Source organism: Mesorhizobium sp. ArgA1, assembly GCF_053714375.1.
Genome location: NZ_JBSKBQ010000001.1, coordinates 961195 through 986420, shown reverse-complemented (window position 1 = coordinate 986420; position 25226 = coordinate 961195). Strand labels below are relative to the sequence as shown.

Genomic DNA, 25226 nt, shown 5'->3' with positions numbered 1-25226 from the left:
AAGTGCGGCACCTTTCGTCGTGAATTTTGTCAGTATTTTGAATGTGGTCGGTGCCGTCAACCAGCGGTAGCGGTGATGACGTCGATGGCGATAACGGAAACATTGGCAAAAAGCCCGTTTCATCGCTATCTCAAGGGAATTGAGACCGTCGCATGGCAGAAATAATGTGACGGCTCCAAGTGAAGAGATAGAGCATGATGTCGTCCGAAAACCGCTTCACACTTTTCGGCATCATGCTCTGAACGATCGGAAAACAGGATCATGGCGGCAAGGGATGTGCTGACGAAGAATCAGCTGAGCGTGCTCGAGAAGCTCGAGGCCGCCAGCGGACCTCTCAGCGCCTATACGCTGCTCGACCAGTTGCGTGAGCGCGGTTTTCGCGCGCCGCTGCAGGTCTACCGGGCGCTCGACAGTCTGGTGAAGTCAGGCTTCGTGCACCGGCTCGAAAGCCTCAACTCCTTCGTCGCCTGCGCCGAGCCGCACGACCACAGCCATTCGATGACCGCCTTTGCCATCTGCGATACATGCGGGCAGGTGACGGAGATGTCGGATCACGATGTCGATCACCGGCTCGATGAGTGGGTTCGATCGACGGGGTTTGCCGCCAAGAAGGCGGTGATCGAGTTTCGAGGCGTGTGTGCCAAGTGTCGGGCTGAGGCTGCTTAGGTACGCCGATATTCAGGTGAGGCCGGCCTGCAAATGGCCGATACCTGCGCTTCCGGTGCTCACGTACGAAAAGTACGCTCCGCTCCGGTTCTCGGCATCAGCCATTTTCGACTCGGCCTGACCTGAATCTCGACGTCCCTACGGCGGGACGCCGCAAGGGCTGGGCGCTAATGCGCCTCATCCCAGTTGTTCGCCGCCCGTGCATCGACATGCAGCGGCACCGACATCGAAATTGCCGGCATGGGCGCGTTCTCCATGACGCGGCGCACCACGGGGATCGTCGCCTCGACTTCCGCTTCCACCGTCTCGAAGATCAGTTCGTCATGCACCTGCAAGAGCATGCGGGCCGAGAGGCCAGCCTTCTCCAGCGCCTCGTCCATATGCACCATGGCGCGGCGGATGATGTCGGCGGCGGTGCCTTGCAGCCTGGCGTTGATCGAGGCGCGCTCGTTGAAGGCGCGGATCGACGGGTTTGACGACCGGATCTCCGGATAGTGGATGCGGCGGCCGAAGATGGTTTCGACGAAGCCATGCTCGCGCGCATAGGCCTTGGTCGCCTCGATATAGTCGCGGATGCCGGGGAAACGCTCGAAATACTTCTTGATGTAGGCGCCAGCCTCCTCGCGCGGGATCGACAGCTGGTTGGCGAGGCCAAAGGCGGAAATACCGTAGATGATGCCGAAATTGATCGCCTTGGCGCGGCGGCGCACTTCCGAAGGCATGCCCTCGACAGGCACGGAAAACATTTCCGAAGCGGTGATGGCGTGGATGTCGGCGCCGTCGGCAAAAGCCTGCGTCAGCTGCGGAATCTCGGCGACATGGGCAAGCACGCGCAATTCGATCTGGCTGTAGTCGGCCGAGATCAGTTTCTGGCCCTTGTCGGCGATGAAGGCGGTCCTGATCTTGCGTCCCTCGGCGGTGCGCACCGGGATGTTCTGCAAATTGGGATCGGAGGAGGACAACCGGCCCGTCGTGGTTGCGGCGAGCGCGTAGGAGGTGTGCACGCGCTTGGTGTCGGGGTGGATGAAGCCGGGCAGGGCGTCGGTATAGGTCGATTTCAGCTTGGTCAGCTGACGCCAGTCGACGATCTTGCGTGGCAGTTCGTGGCCTTCGGCGGCGAGGTCTTCCAGAAGCTGCGCCGAGGTCGACCATTGCCCGGTCTTGGTCTTGGAACCGCCGGGCAAACCCATGCGGCCGAACAGGATGTCGCCGAGCTGCTTTGGCGAACCGATGTTGATGCGCTCGCCGACGAGGCCGTAGATTTCCTCTTCCAGCCGCGCCGCGCCTTGCGCCAGCTCGCCCGAGAGCCGCGACAGGATCTGGCGGTCGACCGAGATGCCGCGCTGTTCCATCCGTGCCAGCACCGGCACCAGCGGACGCTCCAGCCGCTCATAGACCGAGACCAGTCCCTTGGCAGCCAGTCGCGGCTTCAGCACCTGCCATAGCCTGAACGCCACATCGGCATGGCCGGCGGCGTAGGTGGTTGCTCTCTCGATATCGACCTGTTCGAAGCCGATGGAGCTCCTTCCCGAACCGGCGAGCTCCTTGAGCGGGATCGTGGCGTGGCCAAGCCATTTGTCGGCAAGAGACGACAAAGTGTGGTGGCCGGTGCCGGCGTCGAGCACGTAGGAGATCAGCATGGTGTCGTCGAAGGGCGCGATATCGATGCCGTGACGGCTCATGACGACGATGTCATATTTGGCGTCCTGGGCGATCTTGAGGACCGATTTGTCCTCCAGCAAGGGTTTCAGCAGCGCCAGCGCCTCGCGAACCGGGATCTGGTTTTCGAGTGTGCCGCCGCCGAGCAGGTCGCCGGCGCCGCTCTTGTGGGCCAGCGGTACATAGGCGGCGCGGCCGGGTCCAATCGCCAGGGAGAAGCCGATGAGGTCGGCAAGCATCGGATCGGACGATGTGGTCTCGGTGTCGAAAGCGACAATGCCGGTTTCCTTCGCCTGGGCCAGCCAGCTCTTGAGGGTTGCCGTGTCGCGGATCGCGACATAGGCGCCGGGATCGATTTTGGCGGAGGACGCCGCTTCGAGACGAAGCGCTGAAAGCAAAGAAGGCGTATCGCCGGCCTTGGCCGCCCCCGCGCCGGCTGCGGTTTCGTCCGTTCCAGAAGCTGCCGGGCCTCGCTCTACGGCCGGTGCGCCAGACCCGACATCGGGACCGTGCGCGGTGTCGGCGCGCTCGACAGTTACAGCGACGGCCTGGACGTCGCCGGCCTCGGTGCTGGTCGCCTCGGCCACGCGGCGGGTCAGCGAGGTGAATTCCATGGTCTTGAGGAAGCCGATCAGCTTCGGCCCGTCCGGCGCGTGCAGTACGAAATCCTCGAGCCCATCGGTGACCGGCACGTCGTTCTTTAGCGTCACCAGCTGGCGCGATATCCGAGCCTTGTCGGCATTGGCGATGATGGATTCACGTCTTTTGTCCTGTTTGATCTCGCCGGCGCGCGCCAGCAGCCCGTCGAGATCGCCGAACTGTTCCAGCAATTGCGCCGCCGTCTTCGGTCCGATGCCGGGCACGCCGGGCACATTGTCGACGGAGTCGCCGGTCAGTGCCTGCAGGTCGATCATCTTTTCGGGCGGCACGCCCCATTTTTCGATCACCTCGGGGATGCCGATCTGGCGGTCCTTCATCGGGTCGTACATGCCGACCGTGGGGCCGACCAGTTGCATCAGATCCTTGTCGGAGGAGATGATGGTGGTGTCGCCGCCGGCCTCGCAGGCCAGCTTGCAATAAGTGGCGATGAGATCGTCGGCCTCGAACCCTTCCATCTCGATGCAGGGCAGGTTGAAGGCGATGGTTGCCTGCCGGATCAGGCCGAATTGCGGGATCAGGTCTTCGGGCGGCGCATTGCGGTTGGCCTTGTAGTCCGGGTAGAGCTCATTGCGGAAGGTTTTTGACGAATAGTCGAAAATGACCGCGAAATGCGTCGGCACAATGCCTACATCGGTGTTGCGGGCATCCTGCATCAGCTTCCACAGCATGTTGCAGAAGCCGGACACGGCGCCGACCGGCAGGCCATCGGATTTGCGGGTCAGTGGCGGCAGCGCGTGGTAGGCACGAAAGATGTAGCCGGAGCCGTCGATAAGGAAGAGATGATCGCCTTTTTTCATGCCGGCAGGGATAGCGCGGCCAAGCTTCGCGGTCCATTGGTAAAGGCGGACTTCCAACAGGGTTGCGGCGACATCCTGACAGAGCCTGCCTCAAAGCCGCCGGATGCCCGGGCGCTCACAGCCATGTTACAAAAGTGTAATTTTCTTGCCCTTGAAACGCCACGTTCGAAGACACAAATACAGGTCATCGGCAGTTTTCGCCGAGTCCGGAGCAAGGCCCGTCCCCCGCCTATCCCGGACAATTGCGGCAGCCTATCCCCCCTCTCCGGGCTGCCGCATCGTTTCGAGTAAAAGGCCGCCGTGGTTTCCCCCTCCACCACGGCGGCTCTTTTTTGCCTTTCAGCAAACAATTGCGTGGTCCATTAGAGCGCCGTGCGTCCTATTGGACGCACAAAGGACGCTCTAAAACTTTGAATCTGCTGCATCGAGCTTTTCGGAAAATCGAATTCGATTTTCCGGCCGATGCAGTGATCGCGGGCTTTTCGTTTTGGTGCGCTGCCTTTACGGTCCCGGCACCGAAAAGAAAGGCTCGCAATAATGTCCACGATTTCCCCTGTGCTCGACCGTCTCGACGCAAATCTCGACCAGAGCCTGGAGCGCCTGTTCGGTCTGCTCCGCATCAAGTCGATCTCGACCGATTCCGACTACGCCGCCGACTGCCGCAAAGCCGCGGAGTGGCTGGTGGCGGAGCTCAAGCTGATCGGCTTCGATGCCTCGGTGCGCGACACGCCAGGACACCCGATGGTGGTGGCGCATCATGAAGGGCCAGCCGGGTCGCCGCATGTGCTGTTTTACGGCCATTACGACGTGCAGCCGGTCGACCCGATCGAGCTTTGGGAAAGCGACCCGTTCGCGCCGGCCGTCAAGGAGATTGAGCCCGACCACAAGGTGATCACCGGCCGCGGTTCGGCCGACGACAAGGGACAGCTGATGACCTTCGTCGAGGCCTGCCGTGCCTGGAAACAGGTGCATGGCAATCTGCCCTGCCGCATCACCATCCTGTTCGAGGGCGAGGAGGAATCCGGCTCGCCGTCGCTGATACCGTTCCTGAAGGCCAATGCCGAAGAACTGAAGGCCGATTTCGCGCTGGTCTGCGATACCGGCATGTGGGACCGCGAGACGCCCTCGATCTGCGTCTCCTTGCGCGGAATGGTGGGCGAGGAGATCACCGTGAAGGCGGCCGATCGCGACCTGCATTCGGGCCTTTATGGCGGTGCTGCCGCCAACCCGATCCGCATCCTGGCGAAAATCCTGGCCGACATCCATGACGAGAACGGCCACATCACCATTCCCGGCTTCTACGACGGGGTCGAGGAGACGCCGTCGCAGATCCTGAAATCATGGGAGACGCTGGGCGAGACCGCCGAGACCTTCCTCGGGCCTATAGGTCTGGCGATCCCGTCGGGCGAAAAGGGCCGCTCTGTACTGGAGCTGACCTGGGCGCGGCCGACGGCCGAGTTCAACGGTATCATCGGCGGCTATACCGGCAAGGGCTTCAAGACGGTGATCGCCGCGGAGGCGTCTGCGAAAATCTCCTTCCGTCTCGTCCACAAGCAGAATCCCGAAAAGATCCGCGCCGCGTTCCAGAAATTCGTCACGGAACGCATTCCCGCGGACTGTTCGGTCGAGTTCCACCCGCATGGCGGTTCGCCGGCGATCCAGCTTTCCTACGACTCGCCGTTCCTGGCCAAGGCCAAGACTGCGCTGTCGGATGAATGGCCGAAGGCCGCAGTGACCACAGGCAGCGGTGGCTCCATTCCCGTCGTTGGCGACTTCCAGACCTATCTCGGCATGGAATCGCTGCTGGTCGGGTTCGGGCTTGACGACGACCGCATCCACTCGCCCAACGAGAAATACGAACTGACCTCCTTCCACAAGGGGCAGCGCTCCTGGGCGAGGATTCTCGATGCGCTGACGCGCTGAGCGACGGAAAACCAGTTTCTGGTTGATTTTTCAGCGGATCGCGGCGAGGACGGCCGTAAACCGCGATCCGGAGAAAATGATGAGCGATATCCGCTTCCATAAAAACGATCTGCCCGACCTGTCCCGCTACAATGTCGATGCAGTGGCGATCGACACCGAGACGCTGGGGCTGAACCCGCATCGCGACCGGCTCTGCGTAGTGCAGATCTCGCCAGGCGACGGCTCCGCCGACGTGATCCAGATCGCGCCCGGCCAGAAGAAGGCACCGAACCTGGTCAGCCTGCTCAGGAGTCGCGGCATAACCAAACTGTTCCATTACGGCCGTTTCGACCTCGCGGTGCTCTACAACGCCTTCGGCGTCATGCCGGAGCCGGTGTTCTGCACCAAGATCGCCTCGCGGCTGACCCGCACCTATACCGACCGCCACGGGTTGAAGGACATCTGCTTCGAGCTTCTCGGCGTCGGCCTGTCGAAGGCGCAGCAATCGTCGGACTGGGCGGCCGAGACCCTGTCGCCCGAACAACTCGAATATGCCGCTTCCGACGTACTCTACCTGCACCGTCTGCGCGATGTGCTGGCGGGGCGGTTGGCGCGGGACGGAAGGACCAAGGAGGCCGACGCCTGCTTCCGCTTCCTGCCGACGCGTGCAAAGCTCGATCTGATGGGCTGGGACGAAGAGGATATTTTTGCCCATAGCTGAGCCGTCCTCGTGACCCGTTTGGAACCAGACACGCCACGTGGCGTTTCTGTCGACTCAAATTGTTCTGCGCAATTCCGGACGAAAAACCGCTGCACACTTTTCCTGGAATTGCACGATGAGGGGATGACATGGCAGACCGAAAGCCGATAGCGACCGCCCCGACGGACGGGTCCAAGGTCACTGTCCTGTGGAAGGACGGCACCGGTGTCGTCAGCGAATCCGTAGGGCAGTACCGCGACGGCGCCTGGTGGGTCTACACCGACAGCGATACCCAGAAGAAGGTCGACCCGACCAGCTGGCGGCCTGCCTCCAGCGATGATGACGACGACCAATGAGCGCGCTGGCGGGGTGAGCCGCTTTCGCATAGCCTCAAGCCGTTGATAACGAGGCCGATTCGGGGCCTTCCGCTCCGCTGCTGCCTCTCATCCTGGAGGAACGCGTCATGGGCATCGAAAGCCTTCTCATCTTCATCATCATCGGCGCCATTGCCGGCTGGCTTGCCGGCCTCATCGTCTCGGGCTTCGGCTTTGGCCTGATCGGCAACATCGTCGTCGGCATCATCGGCGCCTTCATCGCCGGCTGGTTGTTCCCAAGACTCGGCTTCGCCATCGGCGGCGGCATTCTGGCTGCCATCATCAACGCCACCATCGGCGCCGTCATCCTGCTGGTGCTGGTCAAGGTGCTGAAGCGAGCGTGACGCTCGGACTTTCCTATTTCACGCAATTCCTTGGGCGGAAGCGCTAGGCGCTTTTCCTGGAATTGCTCCAAACGGAGCGCGCCATGAAACAGAACACCCTCTATCTCGTCATTGGCGCGCTCGTGGTCGTGGTCATCGCCCTCGGCATCTATGTCTATCACGAGCAGACCAAGCCTAAGGGCGTCGAACTCAAGATCGACGACAAGGGCATTTCGATCCAGCAGAATTGAAATATTGCGGGTTTGCCCAGGCCCCTGCCTTCTGTGGAAGACGGGCCGCGCGGAAGCGCCTTGCCGGAAACAGTGGGCGGTAGCGAATTTAGAAATTCTTAGGAAATTTCAAAAGGGTGCATAAACCCTGCTTTAACGCGCCCTTAAACCGCCGCATCTACCCTTCAACCCGAGCGCCATTGGCACCGGGAAGACAGCGCAACGCATGGCGAACCGCAGAGACAGTCGCATCGAACCCAGCTTCGAGGGATCGCCAAAGGCGAAATCTCCGGCCGGTTTTTCGGTGAACGAGGAGGATCGCGTCGTGCCGGGCAATCGCAAAACCTCCAGGGCGCGCAAAAGCTCCAAGGCAAAATCATCCTCGCGCGGCCGGCGCGGCAAAGGCCGGCGCGGCCTGTTCGGTGTGCTGGCCCGAATGTTCTACTGGTGCTTCGTGCTCTTCATCTGGGGCGGCATCGCGGTGGCCGGCATTGTCGTCTACTACGGCGCCAAGATGCCGGCGGCCACGACCTGGTCGATCCCCGACCGCGCCCCAAACATCAAGATCGTTTCGGTCGACGGGCAGCTGCTCGCCAACAGAGGCATGAGCGGCGGCGAGGCGGTCGGCCTGCACGAAATGTCGCCCTACATTCCCGAAGCCGTCATCGCCATCGAGGATCGCCGCTTCTATTCGCATTTTGGCATCGATCCGATCGGCCTGTCGCGCGCCATGGTGACCAATGTGCTGGGCGGGCATTTCTCGCAGGGCGGCTCGACGCTGACCCAGCAGCTGGCCAAGAACCTGTTCCTGAAGCCTGACCGAACGCTGGAGCGCAAGGTGCAGGAAGTGCTGCTGTCGCTGTGGCTGGAGCACAAGCATACCAAGGACCAGATCCTCGAAATGTACCTCAACCGGGTCTATTTCGGCTCCGGCGCCTATGGCGTTGAGGCGGCCTCGCGCCGCTATTTCGGCAAGAGCGCGCGCGATGTCACGCTGTCGGAGGCGGCCCTTCTCGCCGGCCTGTTGAAAGCGCCATCACGGCTGTCGCCGGCGCGCGACCCGAAGGCCGCGGAACAGCGCTCGCAGCTGGTGCTGGCCGCCATGCGCGATGAAGGGAAGATCAGCGCCAAGGAACTGGCCTCGGCGATGAGCGCGCCGGCGACGCGCGCACCGTCCTACTGGACCGGTTCGGAAAATTATGTCGCCGACACCATCATGGAAGAACTGCCCGACCTGATCGGCGACGTGCGCAGCGACATCGTCGTCGACACGACCGTCGATTTGAACCTGCAGAAGCTCGCCGAACAGTCGATCCGCCGGCTGATCGACGACAGCGGCAAGAAGCTCAATGTCAGCCAGGGCGCGCTGGTGTCGATCGACAATTCGGGTGCCGTGCGCGCCATGGTCGGCGGCTACGACTATTCGACCAGCCAGTTCGACCGTGCCTCCGAGGCGCGCCGCCAGCCGGGCTCGGCGTTCAAGCCGTTCGTTTATATGGCCGCGCTCGAGGCCGGCCGCACGCCCGACAGCGTGCGCAACGACGCGCCGATCAAGATCGGCAAGTGGACGCCGGACAACTACGGCGGCAAGTACTTCGGCAAGGTGACACTGGCGACCGCTTTGGCGAAATCGCTCAATTCGGTCGCCGCACAGCTGACCATGGAGGTAGGCCCCGACGCGGTGGTCGAGGCGGCGCACCGCATGGGCATTCAGTCGGATCTGACGGCCAACACCTCGATCGCGCTCGGCACCTCGGAGGTGACGCCGCTGGAGCTGACTTCGGCTTACGTGCCGTTCGCCAATGGCGGCTACAAGCCCGACATCCATTTCATCCGCCGCATCACCACGGCCGAAGGCAAGGTCCTGTTCGACGATAATGGCGGCAGCGCGCCGCGCGTCGTCAAGCAGGACATTGTCGGCATGATGAACTCGATGATGACCGGCACGGTCGAGATCGGTACCGCCAAGAAAGCCGCCTTTGCCTGGCCGTCGGCCGGCAAGACCGGCACCAGCCAGAACTCGCGCGACGCCTGGTTCGTCGGCTACACCGCCAATCTGACCACCGGCGTGTGGTTCGGCAATGATGACGGCACGCCGATGAAGAAGGTGACCGGCGGCGCGCTACCGGCACAGGCCTGGCACGAGTTCATGGTTGCCGCGCATGAAGGCGTGCCGGTCAGGCCGCTGCCCGGCACCTGGAAATCGACGCCGCCCGACACCATTGTCCCCGACGACATACCCTCCGCCGGCAACAATCAAGTGGCGCCGGTCCCGTCGGCGTCGGTCGGCCAATCAGTTCCGGCGGGTCCCGCGGCGGCTCCCGCGACCGCCCAGGCTCCTGCGCCGCCGGTCCGCGCTGTCCGCCGCCCGGCCGAAACCGTCGATGCCGACGGCTTCGACATGCCCGGCGACGGCGGCACCACAGCTTCGATCAAGCATCCGGTACCGCCCGGCAGCGTCGGCGGCCCGACCAAGAAGCGGAAGACGTCGATCCTGGATATTCTCGGCGGCGGGTGAGCGACAAGTAGCCTCTCGCCAGCAAGGTTACCTTCGGCTACATCTCCGGCCGGAGACCGCGACATGACCGAGACCGACACCAGAAAAACAATCGTGCTGACCGGCGCCAGCCGGGGCATCGGCCATGCCACGGTGAAGCGCTTTTCGCGTGAGGGCTGGCGCGTCATCACCTGCTCGCGCCAGGCCTTTGCCGAGGATTGTCCGTGGCCGGCCGGGCCGGAGGACCACATCAAGGTCGACCTTGCCGACCAGGAGGATGTCGGCATCGCCGTTTCCGAGATACGTCACCGGTTGGAGGCACATGGCGGGCAGCTGCACGCGCTGGTCAACAATGCCGGCATCTCGCCCAAGCTCAAGGACGGCAACAGCCGGATGGATTCTATCGACACGCCGATGCATATCTGGCGCGACGTGTTCCAGGTCAATTTCTTTGCGCCGATCATGCTGGCGCGTGGTTTGTTCAAGGAGTTGGCGGCGGCCAAGGGCTCGATCGTCAACGTCACCTCGATCGCCGGCACCCGCGTGCATCCTTTCGCCGGTACCGCCTATGCGACATCGAAGGCAGCGCTCGGTTCGCTGACGCGCGAGATGGCGCATGATTTCGGCCCGCACGGCATCCGCGTCAACGCGATTGCGCCGGGCGAGATCGACACGGCGATCCTGTCGCCGGGCACCGACAAGATCGTCGAGACGATCCCGCTGAGAAGGCTCGGCACGACCGCGGAGGTCGCCGACATCATCTTCTTCCTGTGCTCGCAGCAGGCATCCTACGTGACGGGCTCGGAAATCCACATCAATGGCGGCCAGCACGTCTAGAGGGTCAAGCCAAGGACTGCTCATCCGGCGATGGTGAGAACGGCCTTGCCGCTGAAGCTGCGCTGCCGCAGGGCGTCTAGCGCTTGGCCGATATCCGTCCACGGAACGGTCAGGGACACGCGGGTTTCCAGCCGGCCAGCCGCGACCAGAGCGAGCAGGGAGGCGATATCAGCGCCAATGCCTGCACCTGATGTGTAGTAAGCGAAGGTCTGAAGCCGCGCACCCTCGTGGCTGGGAACGAACTGTCTGAAGCCAATTGGCGTCAGTTCGCCGCTGCTTGAACCGAACATGACGATGGTGCCGCCCGGTGCGACGCGTTCGATGGCGCGGGCGAGGCTTTCACCGCCGACCGACTCGGTGATCAGCGAAAACGGCCCCTCAGCCCGCTCGATCGACTCGACGACCTGCCCGGCTCCCAACTGACGAAGATCGTCGTTGTGCCGGGCGGCGGCAATAGCGGTCACCGCGGCGCCTTGCTCGCGGGCGATCTGGATCTGGAAACGACCGACCGCACCGCTGGCGCCGGTGATCAGGACCTGCTGGCCGACGAGGTCGCCGCCATTGCGCAACGTCCGCAGCGCCGTCGTGCCCGCAACCGGGAGTGTCGCGGCGGAGGCGAAGCTGACCCCATCCGGGATGACGGCGAGACGGTCGGTCGGAACGGCGACACGTTCGGCCCATCCGGCCTCGTCGACCAAGGCGGCAACCCGGGCGCCAACGGCCGGCCCGGAGCCATCGGCAGCTGCCCGTTCGACAATCCCAACCACGTCCTGGCCGGGTATCCATCCTTCCGGGCGTATGGTGAGCAGGCGCAGTTCGCCACGATTCAGCGACGTTGCGTGGACGCGGACAAGCGCCTCGTTGGAGAGCGGCTGGGGTTCGTCGATCTCGGCGAGCCTGAGCCGGGTGGTGCTGTCGGGAGAGATGACGAGGGCGCGCACGGAGAACCTTCCTGCTGGTTGTGGATGCCAGCCACAAAACCGGACCCTATCGGCTTCCTCGATCAATGAATTTAGCTATCATGGCGAATAGTCGCTAAAAGTGGTCAATCGTGAGACAACCTCTCCGCTATCCCTGGGTCAATTTCGATGTCGATGATGTGCCCGCGCCGGCGATTGCGGTGCGCGTCGACGTTACCGAAACCAGGGCGGAAGTGACTGCCCACTGGCACCGCAAGGGACAGCTCGTCTTCGCGCTCGGCGGTGGCGTCACACGCCGCGTCCCCAGCGGGCTATGGATGGTGCCGCCGCATTGCGGTGTGTGGATTCCCGGCGGCATGGAACACAGCAATATCGCCACCGCCAATGCGCGGATTTTCTTCGTCTACATCGAGCCGGGAGCCGCCGATCTGCCGGACCGGTGCTGCACGCTGTCGATCTCACCGCTGTTGCGCGAGCTGATCATCGAGCTGTCGGACTGCGCACCGGACGATGACAGGTGCGCTTTCCTGGGAAGCGTTCTGCTTGCCGAACTGCCTGATATGCCGGTCCAGCAGCTGCATCTGCCGATCTCCGCCGAGCCGCGCTTGCGACGGATCGCCGAAGCATTGGCGCAAGATCCCGCCGATCGCAGCACATTGGCGGAATGGGCCAGTCGCGTCGCGCTCAGCGAAAGCAGCCTCGCCCGTCTCGTTGTGAAGGAGACCGGACTGAGCTTCGGCCGCTGGCGCCAGCAACTGCATTTGATCGTCGCCATACGGGAACTTGCTGCCGGCGCCAGCGTGCAGCAGGTCTCGGGCGATCTCGGCTATGGCTCCGTCACCGCCTTCATCACCATGTTCAAGAAAGCGCTTGGCAAGCCGCCGGCAAAGTATCTCGCCAGCGTCGCGCAGTATGGCGGCTCTGCCTTCGTGGCATGATCGATACCTCTGCGGCTGCAGCGGCGCTCACGCAGTATCGGCTCGATTAGGCAGCCTCAGGCCGGAGAGGGTTCAACGGCATCGGGTCGTGGCATTGGCTTTTGCCCCAGCACCTCTTCCACGATGCCGCGGGCGATCTCGCGTTCGCCCATGATGACGGTGTCGGCGCCGAGACCCTTCAGATGTTCGACCTCGGCGTCGGAATGGGCGCGCGCGATGACGTTGATGCCGGGGTTGGCGGCGCGTGCCCTGAGAACGATGTGCCCGGCCTCGAAAAAGGTGGGATCCTGAAAACGAAAGGCGGCGCAGCAAAACCTGCGCGCGCCTGAGAGCTGATACCGGATGGTCACCCGGTTTATTTTCAGGCCGCCTGAAGCATGGCCTCGATGTCCATCAGCGGGCGGTTGGTCAATGTCTTCGGTATTTCGGCCTGCACCTTGTCGGTAACCTCCTTGTGCAATTTCTTGCGCATCGTTCCGAGCACCAGCGGCGGCGCGATCAGCACCATATCGCTAAAGATGCCGTGATGAGCGAACTTGTAGAGCCGGTCCGCAATCTCTTGCGCGAAGCGCTCCTTGCCCTGCCGGTGCCAGTCGGTGTCCTCGACCGCGCTCCGATGCACGGACGGGCCGTCATTGTAACGGCCGGGACTGTCGCTGCCTTGCTCGCGCGTTGCCGGATTGTCCTGCTTCATCTCCTGGAAGAGCTGCAGGTTCGGATAGAGATTGTCGCCTTCGTTCTTCAGGAACAGCGCTTTCTCGCCATCGGCCACCATGACCAACAGGCCATGTTTCAGGTTGATTTTGCTCATCGCGTGCTCCTGCTTGAAGGGTTTCAAATCCAGCCGACTGACGTCGGCGTCGGCAGGATCAGAACGCACGGCGGAACGAGAACGTTCCACTCCGTTCGCCGGGCTCGCGTCGAGCCCATATTCGGTCGATCGAGCCGGCTATCGCAGCGGCGTCCGTGGTGGCGGCTTTAATCTACTAAATTGGTAGAATTTAGAAAAAACAATTTTGCGGCCTGGATTGCTCCCGGATAAAAGAGCCGCAGAACAAGGCCTGCGGCAGCAGCTTGAATCCGCCCTATGTGCGGATGGGGAATATTTTTCTCTTCGTATTTCGGCTTGCGGAAAACCGATTGCCTCTCGTGTGGGGATGCGCGAGTGGGTTCCTTCAGCTTTTTCACGCCGCGCGTAAAACTGCCGCCTTGTACCGGAATCTGTTCGTCATGCCGCAGGTCAATCCCAAGCTCAACGCGTTCCCCGTCTTCATGCGGGTCGAAGGCGAAGCTGTGGTCATTGTCGGCGGCGGCGCCGAGGCGCTGGCCAAGGCGCGGCTGCTCGATCAGTCGAGTGCGGCATTGCGCATCGTCACCGATGCTGCCGATGCCGAATTGCTGGCCCTCATTGCCGCGACCGACGCAACACATATCACCGCTTCCTACGATGCCGCGCATCTCGAAGGCGCGGTCATGGTGTTTGCCGCCAGCGGCGACGAGGCGCTGGACCGTCGCGTGGCTGAGGATGCACGCCGGCTGGGTATCCCGGTCAACGCCGTCGACCGGCCGGAGCTCTGCGATTTCTTCACCCCTGCGCTGGTCAACCGCGCGCCGGTCGCCATTGCCATCGGCACCGAGGGCGCCGGCCCGGTGCTGGCGCAGATGCTGCGCAGCCGCATCGATCGCATGCTGTCGCCGTCGCTCGGGCCTCTGGCAACGCTTGCCGCTTCGTTCCGCGGTGCAGCCGAAAAGCTGCTGCCGAAAGGCAATGCCCGCCGCCAGTTTTGGGGGAGTTTTTTCCAGGGCGCGCCGGCCCGTGCCGTCGAAGCCGGCGAGCTTTCGCAGGCGCACGACGCCGCCGTCGATCTGTTGCTGTCGAAAGCACCGGCTTCGGGCCACATCGCCCTGGTCGGCGCCGGCCCCGGCGCCGAGGATCTTTTGACGCTGCGCGCGCACCGGCTTTTGATGGAAGCCGACGTCATCGTCTATGACGCACTGGTGCCGGAGGCGATCGTCGCCATGGGCCGCCGCGACGCCGAACGCCTGCCTGTCGGAAAACGCAAGGGCTGCCATACCAAGAGCCAGGCCGAGATCAACGCGTTGCTGGTCGATCTCGGCGGGCAGGGCAAGCGCGTCGTGCGGCTTAAGTCGGGCGACCCGCTGGTGTTTGGCCGCGCCGGCGAGGAGATGGCGGCACTGCGCGATGCCGGCATCGCCTATGATGTGGTCCCTGGCGTCACCGCCGCCTTTGCCGCCGCCGCCGATTTCGAGCTGCCGCTGACGCTGCGCGGCGTCTCGTCGTCGATGGTGTTCACCACCGGCCATGATCTCAAAGGAAATTCGCTGCCGGACTGGGCCAAGCTCGCCATTTCCGGCGCCACCGTCGCCGTTTATATGGGGCGCTCGGTCGCCGCCGAGGTTGCGGGACGGCTGATCGAGGCCGGCCTGTCGCCCGATACGGCGGTCGCCGTGGTCGAGAATGCCAGCCTGCAGAACCGCCGCCGCTTCCACGGCACGCTGGCCGATTTGCCGTCGCTGGAAGCGCGCGCCGATCTGACAGGCCCGGTGATGACCATCATCGGCGATGCGGTCGCCGGCGCCAACTTTGAACGTTCCGAGCCGCTCGCGGCGTATAGTCATGAGGGCGTCGCCAATACGGCCGCCGCAGAGGTCGAACAATGAAGATACTGACCGCAAACCGCCTCACCGACGGCATCGCCGTCTGGTACGCCGATGGCGGCTGGGCCGAGACGGTGGACCACGCCGACCTCGCCCACGACAAGGCGGCCGAAGATCGGCTCGAAGCGATCGGCGCCAAGGCCTATGCCGATAATGAAGTGGTCGACGTCAACCTGATCGACGCCGAAGTGGTCGATGGCGTCGTCGAGCCGGTGCGGCTGCGCGAAAAGATCCGCGCCGCGGGCCCGACCATCCGCAACGATCTGGGCAAGCAGGCCGAGCGGGCGGCATAGCCAGGACTTTGAGTAAAACGGGCGGACGCGCCCTGAAAGACGAAGCATGTACCGTTACGATGAGTTCGACCACGATTTTGTCCAGGCCCGCGTCGCCGAGTTCAGCGACCAGGTCGAGCGCCGGCTGTCCGGCGAAATCACCGAAGAGCAGTTCAGGCCGCTGCGGCTGATGAACGGCGTCTATCTGCAGCTGCACGCCTATATGCTGCGCATCGCGGTGCCCTATGGCACGCTGAACGCCGCGCAGCTTCGCATGCTCGGCCACATCGCGCGCAAATACGACAAGGGCTACGGCCATTTCACCACGCGTCAGAACATCCAGTTCAACTGGCCGGCGCTGTCGGACATTCCGGCGATCCTGGCCGATCTGGCCAGTGTGGAAATGCACGCCATCCAGACCAGCGGCAATTGCATCCGCAACGTCACCGCCGATCACTTCGCCGGTGCCGCCGCCGACGAAGTCGCCGATCCGCGCCCATACGCCGAGATCCTTCGGCAGTGGTCGTCGGTGCATCCGGAATTCTCGTTCCTGCCCAGAAAATTCAAGATCGCGGTGACCGGGGCCGAGCGCGACCGCGCCGCCATCCAGACGCATGATATCGGCCTGCATCTGAAGAAGAACGAAGCTGGCGAGCTCGGCTTTGCCGTCTATGTCGGCGGTGGCCAGGGCCGCACACCGATGGTGGCGAAGAAGATCCGCGACTTCCTGCCGGAAGCCGACCTTCTGTCCTACTGCACGGCGATCCTGCGCGTTTACAACCTCTATGGTCGCCGCGACAACAAGTACAAGGCGCGCATCAAGATCTTGGTGCATGAGACCGGCGTCGAGGAAATCACCCGCCAGGTCGAGGCCGAATGGCAGGAATTGAAGGACGCCGAGCTGAAGCTGCCGGACGCCGACATCCGCGCCATCGATGCCTATTTCGCCCCGCCTCAGCTGGTGGATCGGCCGGAAGGCGACGCGGCGGTCAAGCTCGCACGGCTCGATTCCAAAAGCTTCTCGGACTGGCTCGACCAGAACGTTGTGACGCATCGCCATCCCGACTATGCCGCAGTGACGATCTCGCTGAAGGGCATCGGCGAGGTGCCGGGCGACGCCACCGACAGCCAGATGGAAGCGGTCGCCGACATCGCCGAGAAATACGCTTTCGACGAGCTGCGCGTCAGCCATGAGCAGAACCTGATCCTGCCGCATGTGGCGCGCGCCGATCTCAAGGTGGTCTATGACGCGCTGGTCGACATCGGCCTGGCGACAGCCAATTCCAATCTGATCAGCGACATCATTTCCTGCCCCGGCCTCGACTATTGCGCGCTGGCGACCGCGCGTTCGATCCCGATCGCCCAGGAGATCTCACTTCGCTTCGCCTCGCTGGAGCGGCAGCGCGAGATCGGTGAGCTGAAGCTGAAGATCTCCGGCTGCATCAATGCCTGCGGCCATCACCATGTCGGCCATATCGGCATTCTCGGCGTCGAGAAGAAGGGCTCCGAGCTCTATCAGGTGACGCTCGGCGGCTCGGCCGACGAGAACACGTCGGTCGGCGAAATCATCGGTCGCGGCTTTTCCTCGGAAGAGATCACCGATGCCATCGAGCAGATCGTCGACACCTATCTCGGCCTTCGGCTCAATCCCAGTGAACGTTTTATCGACGCCTACCGCCGTGTCGGTCCCGCGCCGTTCAAGGAGGCGCTCTATGCTGGCGAAACCAAGGCCGCTTGACCGTATCGTCGACGTCGACGACAGCATCGCCGCGAAAGCGGCGGGCTTCGATGCGCTGTATGGCCATCTGAGCGCGCTCGAGATCATCGAACGTGCGGCGAGCGAATTGTTTCACGACGAGATCGCCGCCGTGTCGTCGTTCGGCGCGGATTCGGCGGTGCTGTTGCACATGATCGCCAAGGTCGACCGCACGCTGCCGGTCATCTTCCTCGACACCGGCAAGCATTTCGAGGAGACGCTCGGCTACCGCGACGCGCTCGTCGCCGATTTCGGGCTGACCAACGTCAGGGTGATCAAGCCCGAGGAAGCAGCGCTTGAGCGGATCGACCCGACCGGCAACCTGCACCAGAGCAACACCGATGCCTGCTGCGACGTACGCAAGGTCGAGCCGCTGGCGCGTGGCGTCGCACCGTTCCGCGCCTGGTTCACCGGCCGCAAGCGTTTCCAGGCGTCGACGCGGGCGGCACTGCCGGTGTTCGAGGCAGTCGGCCCGCGCGTGCGCATCAACCCGCTGGCGCATTGGACGACATCCGACCAGGCCGACTATATGCGAGCGCATGCGTTGCGCGAAAATCCCTTGGTTGCCTACGGTTATCTGTCGATCGGCTGTTTTCCGTGCACGCAGCCGGTGCAGCCCGGCGAGGATGCGCGCAGCGGCCGCTGGGCCGGTCATGCCAAGACCGAGTGCGGCATCCATCTGTCGGGCTTGGAGAAGTCGCTGACCGACGCTTCCCTTTAGGATGTGCTGATATTCAGGTGAGGCCGGTCTGCAAATGGCTGCTACCTGCGCTTCCGGTGCTCACGTACTTCAAGTACGCTCCCCTCCGGTTCTCGGTATCAGCCATTTTCGACTCGGCCTGACCTGAATCTCAACACATCCTGAGCCTGTTTGAATTTTTAGGAATTTCTGATGACTGAACCGACGACACCGGAGACCCGGCTCTGGACCCAGACGGGTTTTCGCGAGGACGAGTGGAGCCACGCCGAAAGCGCCGAGGCGCTGGCGGGCAATGGCCGCTTCATCCTGCCGCTGCAGGCATTTCTCGGCCTTGATGCTGAAGTGCGGCGTTCGGCCAAGGAGCGGCTTGGCGTTGCGCTGCAGCCCGGTGACCAGCTGGAAAAGATCGCTGACCTGCTCGACCAGCTGTCGCTGGTGGCGCTTGCCTTTCCGGCCTTCAACGACGGCCGCTCGTTTTCCAAGGGCGAGTTGCTGCGCAGCCGCTACCATTTCGAGGGCGCGGTCCGCGCCACGGGCCAGGTGCTGGTCGACCAGCTACCACATATGCTGCGGCTCGGCTTCGACGAATTCGAGATTTCGAACCCGGTGCTGCTGAAGCGGCTTGAGGAAGGCCGCATCGGCGGGCTGGGGCTCTACTACCAGCCGACCGAAGCGTCGGAGCCGAAGGGACCGAAATACTCCTGGCGGCGCGTTCGCGACAGCTGACGCAGCGGTAATTCCACCCGCCTTTACATCGGCTGAAATCAGGCCTTCTCTTGGCTGTCCGGACGGAAATATCCGCCGGCCAGGGAGGGAGACATGGACTTCGACTATGTCATCGCCGGCGGCGGCTCCGCCGGCTGCACGCTTGCCGCACGGCTCTCCGAAGATCCTTCGAAAACCGTCTGCCTGATCGAAGCCGGCGGCGAGGGCAGGAACCTGCTCATCCGCGCGCCGGCAGGCGTCATCGCGCTGTTGCCGGGCCGGCCAAAGATCAACAATTGGGGATTGCAGACGGTGCCGCAGCAAGGTCTCGGCGGCCGCAAGGGCTACCAGCCCCGCGGCAAGGCGCTCGGCGGCTCCAGCGCCATCAACGCCATGCTTTACACGCGAGGGCATCGCGGCGACTACGATGAATGGGCCGGTCTCGGCTGCGAGGGCTGGTCGTGGGATGAGGTGCTGCCTTATTTCCGGCGGGCCGAAGGCAACCAGCGCGGCGCGGATGCGCTGCATGGCGGCGACGGGCCACTCAGGGTCGGCGAACAGCAGGAGCCGCGCCCGATCGCCCGAGCCTTTGTCGAGGCCTGCGGTGAAAACCAGATCCGCCGCAACGACGATTTCAACGGGCCGGAGCAGGAAGGGGCGGGGCTCTATCAGGTCACGCAATTCTGGGGCGAGCGCCGCAACGGCGAACGCTGTTCGGCGGCGGCCGCCTATCTGCACCCGGCGATGAGCCGGCCGAACCTCACAATCATCACCGGTGCGCAGGCCACCGGCATCGTGCTGGACGGCAAGCGCGCAACCGGCCTGCGCTATCGCAAGGGCAACAGCGAAGCCGTGGTCACGGCCAGGCGCGAGGTGATCGTCTGCGGCGGCGCCTTCGGCTCGCCGCAGCTTCTGCTGTTGTCCGGTATTGGGCCGGCGGATGAACTTGCCGCGCACGGGATTGCCGTCGCCCACGAATTGCCCGGCGTCGGCAAGAACCTGCAGGATCATCTCGACTTCATTCTAGGGTGGAAATCCAGAGATACCGACATGATGGGTATCGGCTTGCGCGGTCTGCCCGCTTTGCTTGGGCATATGCTGCGCTGGCGCAAGAACGGCAGCGGCATGATCGCCACGCCCTATGCCGAAGGTGGCGCCTTCCTTAAATCCGATCCGGCGATCGACCGGCCCGATCTGCAACTGCATTTCTGCATCGCCATCGTCGACGATCACGGCCGCAAGCTGCATATAGGCTACGGTTTCTCCTGCCATGTCTGCGTGCTCAGGCCGCATTCGCGCGGCGAGGTCGGGCTGTCGAGCCGGGACCCGCTGGCGCCGCCGCGCATAGATCCACGCTTTCTTGAGGACGAACGTGATGGGGCTCTGTTGCTTAGGGGTGTCAGGATGATGCGCGGCATTTTAGAGGCGCCGGCGCTGGCGAAATACCGCGACAAGGAAATCTATACCGCCGGCGTTACCAGCGACGCCGAGTTGATGGGGCATATCAGGGCGCGCGCCGACACGATCTATCACCCCGTCGGCACCTGCAAGATGGGCGTCGATGCCATGGCCGTGGTCGATCCTGAGCTCAAGGTGCGCGGTCTGCAGGGGTTGCGCGTCGTCGATGCCTCGGTCATGCCGACCTTGATCGGCGGCAACACCAACGCGCCCACCATCATGATCGCGGAAAAGGCGGCCGACATGATCAGGGCCGCCTGACCTTTAAGTCATTGGTCGGACCACGTTTGATGTTTCTACTGGGCTGCGTCTTGAAGGCCGGCATTCTGATAGGGAAAAGTCTTATCTGGTAAGACCAATTGTGCGATTTGGGCTTTCCCTGGCGCGAGCCTGCCCTTAGGATAAGGCCATTATTTCGCGATCCGAAATGTTGGCCAGCAAGGGAGGAACCGGCATGGCAGGCAAGAAGATATTGATGCTCGTTGGCGAGTTCAGCGAGGAGTACGAGATTTTCGTATTTGAACAGGCCATGCATGCGGTTGGCCATACGGTGCACGTCGTCTGCCCCGACAAGAAGGCCGGCGACATATTGAAGACTTCGCTGCACGATTTCGAAGGCCACCAGACCTATACGGAAAAGCTCGGCCACGACTACATCCTGAACAAGACGTTTTCCGAGGTCGACCCGGCGCAATACGATGCTGTCTACGCCGCCGGCGGGCGCGGACCCGAATATATCCGCATCGACAAAAGGGTGCAGGCGCTGGTCAGGCATTTCCACGAGACCGGCAAGCCGATCTTCACCATCTGCCATGGCGTGCAGATTCTGATCGCGGTCGATGGCGTGGTGCGCGGCCGGGAAGTCGCGGCGCTGCAATATTGCGAGCCGGAAGTGACGTTGGCCGGAGGCATCTACATCGATGTCGCGCCGACCGGCGCCCATGTTGATGGCAATCTGGTGTCGGCCAAGGGTTGGCCTGGCCTCGCCGCCTTCATGCGCGAATGCCTGAAGGTGCTCGGCACGGAGATCCGCGACGGCAAGGCGCTGATGCGCGACGAGCGCAAGGCTGCTTAAGCTGCTTCTGGGGAAAATACCGCCGCGCCGCTGGCGCGGTGGATGATTTCAGGCGGTGGCGCGCGCTTCGCGAAACGAGATCAGCTTGCGGCTTTTCTCGTCCCACAGCGCCAGCTTGACGCAGCGCAGGCTGTCGAGCAGCGTGACGCGGCCAATGCCGCGCAGTTCCGGATAGTCGCGGAGCACTTCCTGCAGCCTGTAGCCCGGCACCTTGGCCGAGAGATGGTGGACGTGGTGGACGCCGATATTGCCGGTGAACCAGTTCAGCACCGGCGGCAGGTCGTAATAGGACGAGCCGTGCAGCGCGGCACGCTGGAACTCCCACTCTTCGTCCTTCGCCCATTCCGTCTCCTCGAACTGGTGCTGGACGTAGAACAGCCAGATGCCGGCCGAACCGGCGAGGACAACGATCGGCAGATGGACAACCAGGAAAGCGCCGGGGCCGATCCACCAGATGAGCAGAGCCGCGGCAATCGCAATGGCGAGATTCGTCGTCATCGACGACACCCAGGGCGTCAGGCCGCCGCGCATCATGCCGATCGGCAGCCGCTGCTCGAAGATGAACAGCCAGATCGGCCCGAGACCGAACATCACCAGTGGGTGGCGGTAAAGACGATAGGCAAGGCGCCCGCGCCATGACAACTGCCGGTATTCGGCAACCGTCAGCGTCCTGATGTCGCCCATGCCGCGCTCGTCGAGATTGCCGGCGCTGGCATGATGCGTCGCATGGGCGCGCCGCCAGCAATCATAGGGCGTCAGCGTCAGCACGCCGAGCGCGCGGCCGATCCAGTCGTCGGCGGTGCGGTTGGCGAAGAAGGAGCCGTGGCCGCAATCGTGCTGGATCATGAAGATCCGCACCAGGAAGCCGGCGGCGGGAAGGATGAGGATCAGGCCCCACCAGTGGCCGTTGGAATAGGCGGCCGAAGAGAGCGCCCATAACGTGACGAAAGGAATGAGCGTGATGGCCAGTTCGAGGGTGCTACGCCGCCGGTCGGGCTTCTTGTAGCGCGCCAGAATCTTCAACCAGGCGCGCTTGCTGTTGGCGGCCGTCTCAGGGGAAATCATGTTCATCAGGAAGCATAGGTTTGGCTTGCCGTTGCCGCAAGGCACGGCTCACGCAAAATTACTGCGCATAATTGTCGCGCGATTGCGTCGCTATTGCCGGCGTTGGTCGCCCGCCACGCTGGCTTCTATGCCGTCCAGACGGTCGAGCAGGTCCCGAAAATGCTCCGGAATGTCGGCCTCGGTGGTGAATGCCGGCAAGCTGCGCAGGAAACGCTTCGTTGCCTCGGTGCCGAACTGGCGCCTGATATCGGCGGCGAGTCCTTCGCTCCTGTTGCCGCTGTTGCCTGTCATTGTCCCAAAAATCCTGTGTTGGCTTCGAAACTCCTCCGGCCACGGAATGGTTCCCCCATAGCGGGATATTGGCAAGCAAAGCCGGCGATCACGGTAAAATTTGAATTAATTTCGAGAGATCTTTGCGATCCGTGCCAAAGTCCTCCGAACGGCTCCAAGCATCGCTTGCCCCTTGATTTTTGACCGCCAAACCTCGATATCGAGCGCAAATCCAAACCATTCGAATGACGGGAAACGGCGATGAGCGACCAGGCAAAAGACGAACGCGCGCCCGAGGATATCGAAACGGCCGAGGCCGAGCGTGCGCAAGGCGGCGTCGACGGCGACTATGAAGCGCTGGTGCGGCTGCTGAAGGAAAACGAGGAACTGAAGGACCGCGCGCTGCGCGTCGCGGCCGAGATGGAGAATCTGCGCCGCCGCACAGCGCGCGACGTGCACGATGCGCGCGCCTATGCGGTGGCCAATTTCGCCCGTGACATGCTGTCGGTGTCGGACAATCTGCGCCGTGCGCTGGACGCCATCCCGGCCGAGGCCAAGGCAGCCGGCGACGCCGGCTTCAAGGCGCTGATCGACGGTGTCGAGATCACCGAGCGCGCCATGCTGTCGACGCTGGAGCGGCATGGGGTGAAGAAGCTCGAGCCGGAAGGCGAGAAGTTCGACCCGAATTTCCACCAGGCGATGTTCGAGGTGCCCAATCCCGACGTGCCAGCCAACACCGTGGTCCAGGTCGTACAGCCGGGCTACTCGATCGGCGAGCGGGTGCTGCGGCCAGCCATGGTCGGCGTCGCCAAGGGCGGCCCCAAGATCGCGGCCGCCGAGGCGCCGGTCGAGCCGGGCCCGGTGAATGAGCAGGCTGAGAAGGACGCATAGTTAGGGGAGTAAGGGAGTAGGGCAGTAAGGGAGTAGGGATAAAAGCGAAACCGTGCAATGGCACGATTCCATGTTATTCAATAATTTCCCTACTCCCTTACTGCCCTACTCCCTTACTCCCATGAACCTGATCGACCTCCTCGACTACGCCGGCGTCGCTGTCTTTGCCGCGACCGGGGCACTTGCTGCCTCGCGCAAGCAACTCGACATTATCGGCTTCCTGTTCCTGGCCAGCGTCACCGGCATCGGCGGCGGCACGCTTCGCGACGTCATCCTCAACCTGCCCGTCTTTTGGGTTGCCAACTCCGGCTATGTGCTGATCTGCGCAGTGGTTGCGGTGCTGGTCTTCTTCATCGCCCACCGCGTCGAATCGCGCTGGAAATGGCTGCTCTGGCTCGACGCCATCGGATTGGCAGCCTTTTCCGTGATGGGCGCGGCCAAGGGGCTCGCGATCACCGGCTCGCCGGTCGTATCGGTTGTTATGGGCGTGCTGACCGCCACATTCGGCGGCATCCTGCGCGATCTGCTGGCGGGCGAGCCATCGGTGCTGCTGAGGCCCGAAATCTACGTCACCGCGGCGCTTGCGGGTGCCGGCCTCTACACGCTTGGCGACCTCGCCGGACTGCCGCCGCTCGCCTCTGATATCGCCGGTTTCGTCGCGGCTTTCCTGGTGCGCGGCGGCGCGCTCAAGTTCGGCTGGACGTTTCCGTCCTACAAGAGCCGCCCGGGACGGCGGCCGGAGGATATTCCGTGAGAGAGCGAATAACGAATAGTGAGTAGCGAATAGGGCACTCCGCGGATCGCCGCGTAGCTCTCTCGCTATTCGCTACGCCGCAAAGCGCTGGGCTTCCCCGCCATAGTAATTCACGTAGCGGGCGCCGATTTCCTTGACCGGCATCACCACGAACACATCGACGGTGGAGAATTCGCGGTCGATGACGCAGCCGTCGCCGATGCGGGCGCCGACGCGCAGATAGCCCTTGACCAGCGGCGGCATGGCCGCAATCGCCGCCTTGGCGTTGACCGCCTCGATCGGCATCAGATCCATCGAGCAATAGCGTCCGGAGACCGCCCGCACATCCCAGGCCGAATTGGTGCGGCAGTGATGGGCAAGGTAGGTGAGCGCCTCGGCATGCGCCGCCGGCACCGTGCCGTGGAACGAGGCGCAGCCGGTCATCACGCCGATCTCATAGTGTTTGATGTAGGCCCAGATGCCTTGCCACAGCGCCTCGATGGTGCGCTTGGAGCGGTATTCCTTAAGGACGCAAGAGCGGCCGAGCTCAAGGAAGCGCTGGCCGGGATGCCGGGCAATCAGCTTGGTCAGCTCGAATTCGCCTTCGGAATAGAAGCCGCCGGCGGTCGCGGCGATCTCTTGCCGCAGCAAGCGATAAGTGCCGACGATGCGGCGGTGCTCGGGGCCTGAGATCGAGGTGTCCAGCACCAGCAGATGGTCGCAGAGCGGGTCGAAACGGTCGGCGTCGCGCCGGTCCTGCGCCTGGAACAGATCCTTCCTGGCGCCAAGCTCGTCATAAAATACCCGGTAGCGCACTTCCTGTGCGGCAGCGATCTCGGCCTCGTTGCGGGCAAGCCGCACTTCGAGATTGCCGATCCGGCCCAGCGGTGCGCCTGTTGCGACGGCATCGGCGTTACGCGCGGCGAGCAAAGCGCCGCCTGCGTTGGGCCGAGTGTCACATTCCGGCATAACTGTATGCACGAGTGATTCTCCTTCGAGCCATCCCTCTTGGCACGGGGATACGGTGTAGGTGCAACAGGATTGTGACAGTACCGTGATACGGTGCTGCGGGCAATACTTCGTCGGCTGGCGAAAACCCTCAACCGGCTACCTTAAGGG

At 63.2% G+C, this 25226-nt stretch carries 24 protein-coding genes and 1 pseudogene; 18 read left to right on the top strand and 7 right to left on the bottom strand.

The window, feature by feature from the left end; all coding sequences use genetic code 11:
* Window positions 1-261 precede the first annotated feature (261 nt).
* On the top strand, window positions 262-666 hold the full coding sequence (locus ACWGTI_RS04795; RefSeq protein WP_454586038.1) for a Fur family transcriptional regulator: 405 nt from the start codon (window positions 262-264) through the stop codon (window positions 664-666).
* Window positions 667-833: 167 nt separating this feature from the next.
* Here the strand turns inward: ACWGTI_RS04795 and polA are convergent, their stop codons facing one another.
* Complete coding sequence (gene polA / locus ACWGTI_RS04790; protein ID WP_454586479.1) at window positions 834-3782, bottom strand: DNA polymerase I; 2949 nt, start codon at window positions 3780-3782, stop codon at window positions 834-836.
* Between the two features lie 537 nt (window positions 3783-4319).
* On the opposite strand from polA, the gene ACWGTI_RS04785 reads away from it, so the two are divergent.
* From ACWGTI_RS04785 to ACWGTI_RS04755, 7 genes are all read left to right on the top strand, one after another.
* Window positions 4320-5705: a M20/M25/M40 family metallo-hydrolase gene (locus tag ACWGTI_RS04785; RefSeq protein ID WP_454586037.1), complete on the top strand. Its 1386-nt coding sequence runs from the start codon at window positions 4320-4322 to the stop codon at window positions 5703-5705.
* A 79-nt stretch (window positions 5706-5784) separates the two neighbouring features.
* Window positions 5785-6405 carry a ribonuclease D gene (locus ACWGTI_RS04780; protein WP_454586036.1) on the top strand — a complete coding sequence of 207 codons (621 nt, stop codon included), beginning with the start codon at window positions 5785-5787 and terminating at the stop codon, window positions 6403-6405.
* Window positions 6406-6533: 128 nt separating this feature from the next.
* Window positions 6534-6740, top strand: a complete 207-nt coding sequence (locus tag ACWGTI_RS04775; protein ID WP_454586035.1) for a hypothetical protein — start codon at window positions 6534-6536, stop codon at window positions 6738-6740.
* Between the two features lie 107 nt (window positions 6741-6847).
* The gene (locus ACWGTI_RS04770; RefSeq protein WP_112397442.1) at window positions 6848-7102 is read left to right on the top strand and encodes a GlsB/YeaQ/YmgE family stress response membrane protein; all 255 of its coding nucleotides are present in this window, start codon (window positions 6848-6850) and stop codon (window positions 7100-7102) included.
* An 83-nt stretch (window positions 7103-7185) separates the two neighbouring features.
* Window positions 7186-7332 (top strand): hypothetical protein, encoded by a 147-nt coding sequence (locus ACWGTI_RS04765; protein WP_454573403.1) that lies wholly within the window; start codon window positions 7186-7188, stop codon window positions 7330-7332.
* A 205-nt stretch (window positions 7333-7537) separates the two neighbouring features.
* Window positions 7538-9829, top strand: coding sequence for a transglycosylase domain-containing protein (locus tag ACWGTI_RS04760; RefSeq protein ID WP_454586034.1), 2292 nt, complete (start codon window positions 7538-7540; stop codon window positions 9827-9829).
* A gap of 63 nt (window positions 9830-9892) precedes the next feature.
* Window positions 9893-10645 (top strand): SDR family NAD(P)-dependent oxidoreductase, encoded by a 753-nt coding sequence (locus ACWGTI_RS04755; protein WP_454586033.1) that lies wholly within the window; start codon window positions 9893-9895, stop codon window positions 10643-10645.
* 20 nt (window positions 10646-10665) lie between these two features.
* Here the strand turns inward: ACWGTI_RS04755 and ACWGTI_RS04750 are convergent, their stop codons facing one another.
* The gene (locus ACWGTI_RS04750) at window positions 10666-11586 is read right to left on the bottom strand and encodes a zinc-binding dehydrogenase (protein ID WP_454586032.1); all 921 of its coding nucleotides are present in this window, start codon (window positions 11584-11586) and stop codon (window positions 10666-10668) included.
* Window positions 11587-11696: 110 nt separating this feature from the next.
* Between ACWGTI_RS04750 and ACWGTI_RS04745 the strand changes: the two genes are divergently transcribed.
* Window positions 11697-12503, top strand: coding sequence for an AraC family transcriptional regulator (locus ACWGTI_RS04745; RefSeq protein ID WP_454586031.1), 807 nt, complete (start codon window positions 11697-11699; stop codon window positions 12501-12503).
* 56 nt (window positions 12504-12559) lie between these two features.
* On the opposite strand, the pseudogene ACWGTI_RS04740 reads toward ACWGTI_RS04745, so the two are convergent.
* Both ACWGTI_RS04740 and ACWGTI_RS04735 read right to left on the bottom strand, forming a co-directional pair.
* Window positions 12560-12787: pseudogene (locus ACWGTI_RS04740) on the bottom strand (NAD-binding protein); the annotation flags it as partial.
* Window positions 12788-12864: 77 nt separating this feature from the next.
* Window positions 12865-13314: a baeRF12 domain-containing protein gene (locus ACWGTI_RS04735; protein WP_454586030.1), complete on the bottom strand. Its 450-nt coding sequence runs from the start codon at window positions 13312-13314 to the stop codon at window positions 12865-12867.
* 419 nt (window positions 13315-13733) lie between these two features.
* Here ACWGTI_RS04735 and cysG point away from each other — a divergent pair, with 419 nt between their 5' ends.
* From cysG to ACWGTI_RS04700, 7 genes are all read left to right on the top strand, one after another.
* On the top strand, window positions 13734-15185 hold the full coding sequence (gene cysG / locus ACWGTI_RS04730) for a siroheme synthase CysG (protein WP_454586029.1): 1452 nt from the start codon (window positions 13734-13736) through the stop codon (window positions 15183-15185).
* Window positions 15182-15475 carry a DUF2849 domain-containing protein gene (locus ACWGTI_RS04725; protein WP_454586028.1) on the top strand — a complete coding sequence of 98 codons (294 nt, stop codon included), beginning with the start codon at window positions 15182-15184 and terminating at the stop codon, window positions 15473-15475. The genes cysG and ACWGTI_RS04725 overlap by 4 nt, the downstream gene beginning before the upstream one ends.
* Window positions 15476-15521: 46 nt before the next feature.
* Window positions 15522-17192, top strand: a complete 1671-nt coding sequence (locus tag ACWGTI_RS04720; RefSeq protein WP_454586027.1) for a nitrite/sulfite reductase — start codon at window positions 15522-15524, stop codon at window positions 17190-17192.
* Window positions 17167-17931, top strand: coding sequence for a phosphoadenylyl-sulfate reductase (locus tag ACWGTI_RS04715; RefSeq protein WP_454573413.1), 765 nt, complete (start codon window positions 17167-17169; stop codon window positions 17929-17931). The genes ACWGTI_RS04720 and ACWGTI_RS04715 overlap by 26 nt, the downstream gene beginning before the upstream one ends.
* Window positions 17932-18102: 171 nt before the next feature.
* A complete protein-coding gene (locus ACWGTI_RS04710) occupies window positions 18103-18636 on the top strand; it encodes a DUF934 domain-containing protein (protein ID WP_454586026.1) in 534 nt (177 codons plus the stop codon).
* Between the two features lie 93 nt (window positions 18637-18729).
* On the top strand, window positions 18730-20334 hold the full coding sequence (locus tag ACWGTI_RS04705) for a GMC family oxidoreductase (protein WP_454586025.1): 1605 nt from the start codon (window positions 18730-18732) through the stop codon (window positions 20332-20334).
* A gap of 193 nt (window positions 20335-20527) precedes the next feature.
* Window positions 20528-21148 (top strand): DJ-1/PfpI family protein, encoded by a 621-nt coding sequence (locus tag ACWGTI_RS04700; RefSeq protein WP_142868981.1) that lies wholly within the window; start codon window positions 20528-20530, stop codon window positions 21146-21148.
* Between the two features lie 48 nt (window positions 21149-21196).
* Here ACWGTI_RS04700 and ACWGTI_RS04695 read toward each other — a convergent pair whose 3' ends face one another.
* Complete coding sequence (locus tag ACWGTI_RS04695; RefSeq protein ID WP_454586024.1) at window positions 21197-22219, bottom strand: fatty acid desaturase; 1023 nt, start codon at window positions 22217-22219, stop codon at window positions 21197-21199.
* Between the two features lie 84 nt (window positions 22220-22303).
* A complete protein-coding gene (locus ACWGTI_RS04690) occupies window positions 22304-22504 on the bottom strand; it encodes a hypothetical protein (protein ID WP_454586023.1) in 201 nt (66 codons plus the stop codon).
* 240 nt (window positions 22505-22744) lie between these two features.
* Here ACWGTI_RS04690 and grpE point away from each other — a divergent pair, with 240 nt between their 5' ends.
* Window positions 22745-23374: a nucleotide exchange factor GrpE gene (gene grpE, locus ACWGTI_RS04685; protein ID WP_454586022.1), complete on the top strand. Its 630-nt coding sequence runs from the start codon at window positions 22745-22747 to the stop codon at window positions 23372-23374.
* 121 nt (window positions 23375-23495) lie between these two features.
* Complete coding sequence (locus ACWGTI_RS04680) at window positions 23496-24128, top strand: trimeric intracellular cation channel family protein (RefSeq protein ID WP_454586021.1); 633 nt, start codon at window positions 23496-23498, stop codon at window positions 24126-24128.
* Between the two features lie 72 nt (window positions 24129-24200).
* Here the strand turns inward: ACWGTI_RS04680 and ACWGTI_RS04675 are convergent, their stop codons facing one another.
* Window positions 24201-25076 carry a GNAT family N-acetyltransferase gene (locus ACWGTI_RS04675; RefSeq protein WP_210285015.1) on the bottom strand — a complete coding sequence of 292 codons (876 nt, stop codon included), beginning with the start codon at window positions 25074-25076 and terminating at the stop codon, window positions 24201-24203.
* Between the last annotated feature and the right edge of the window lie 150 nt (window positions 25077-25226).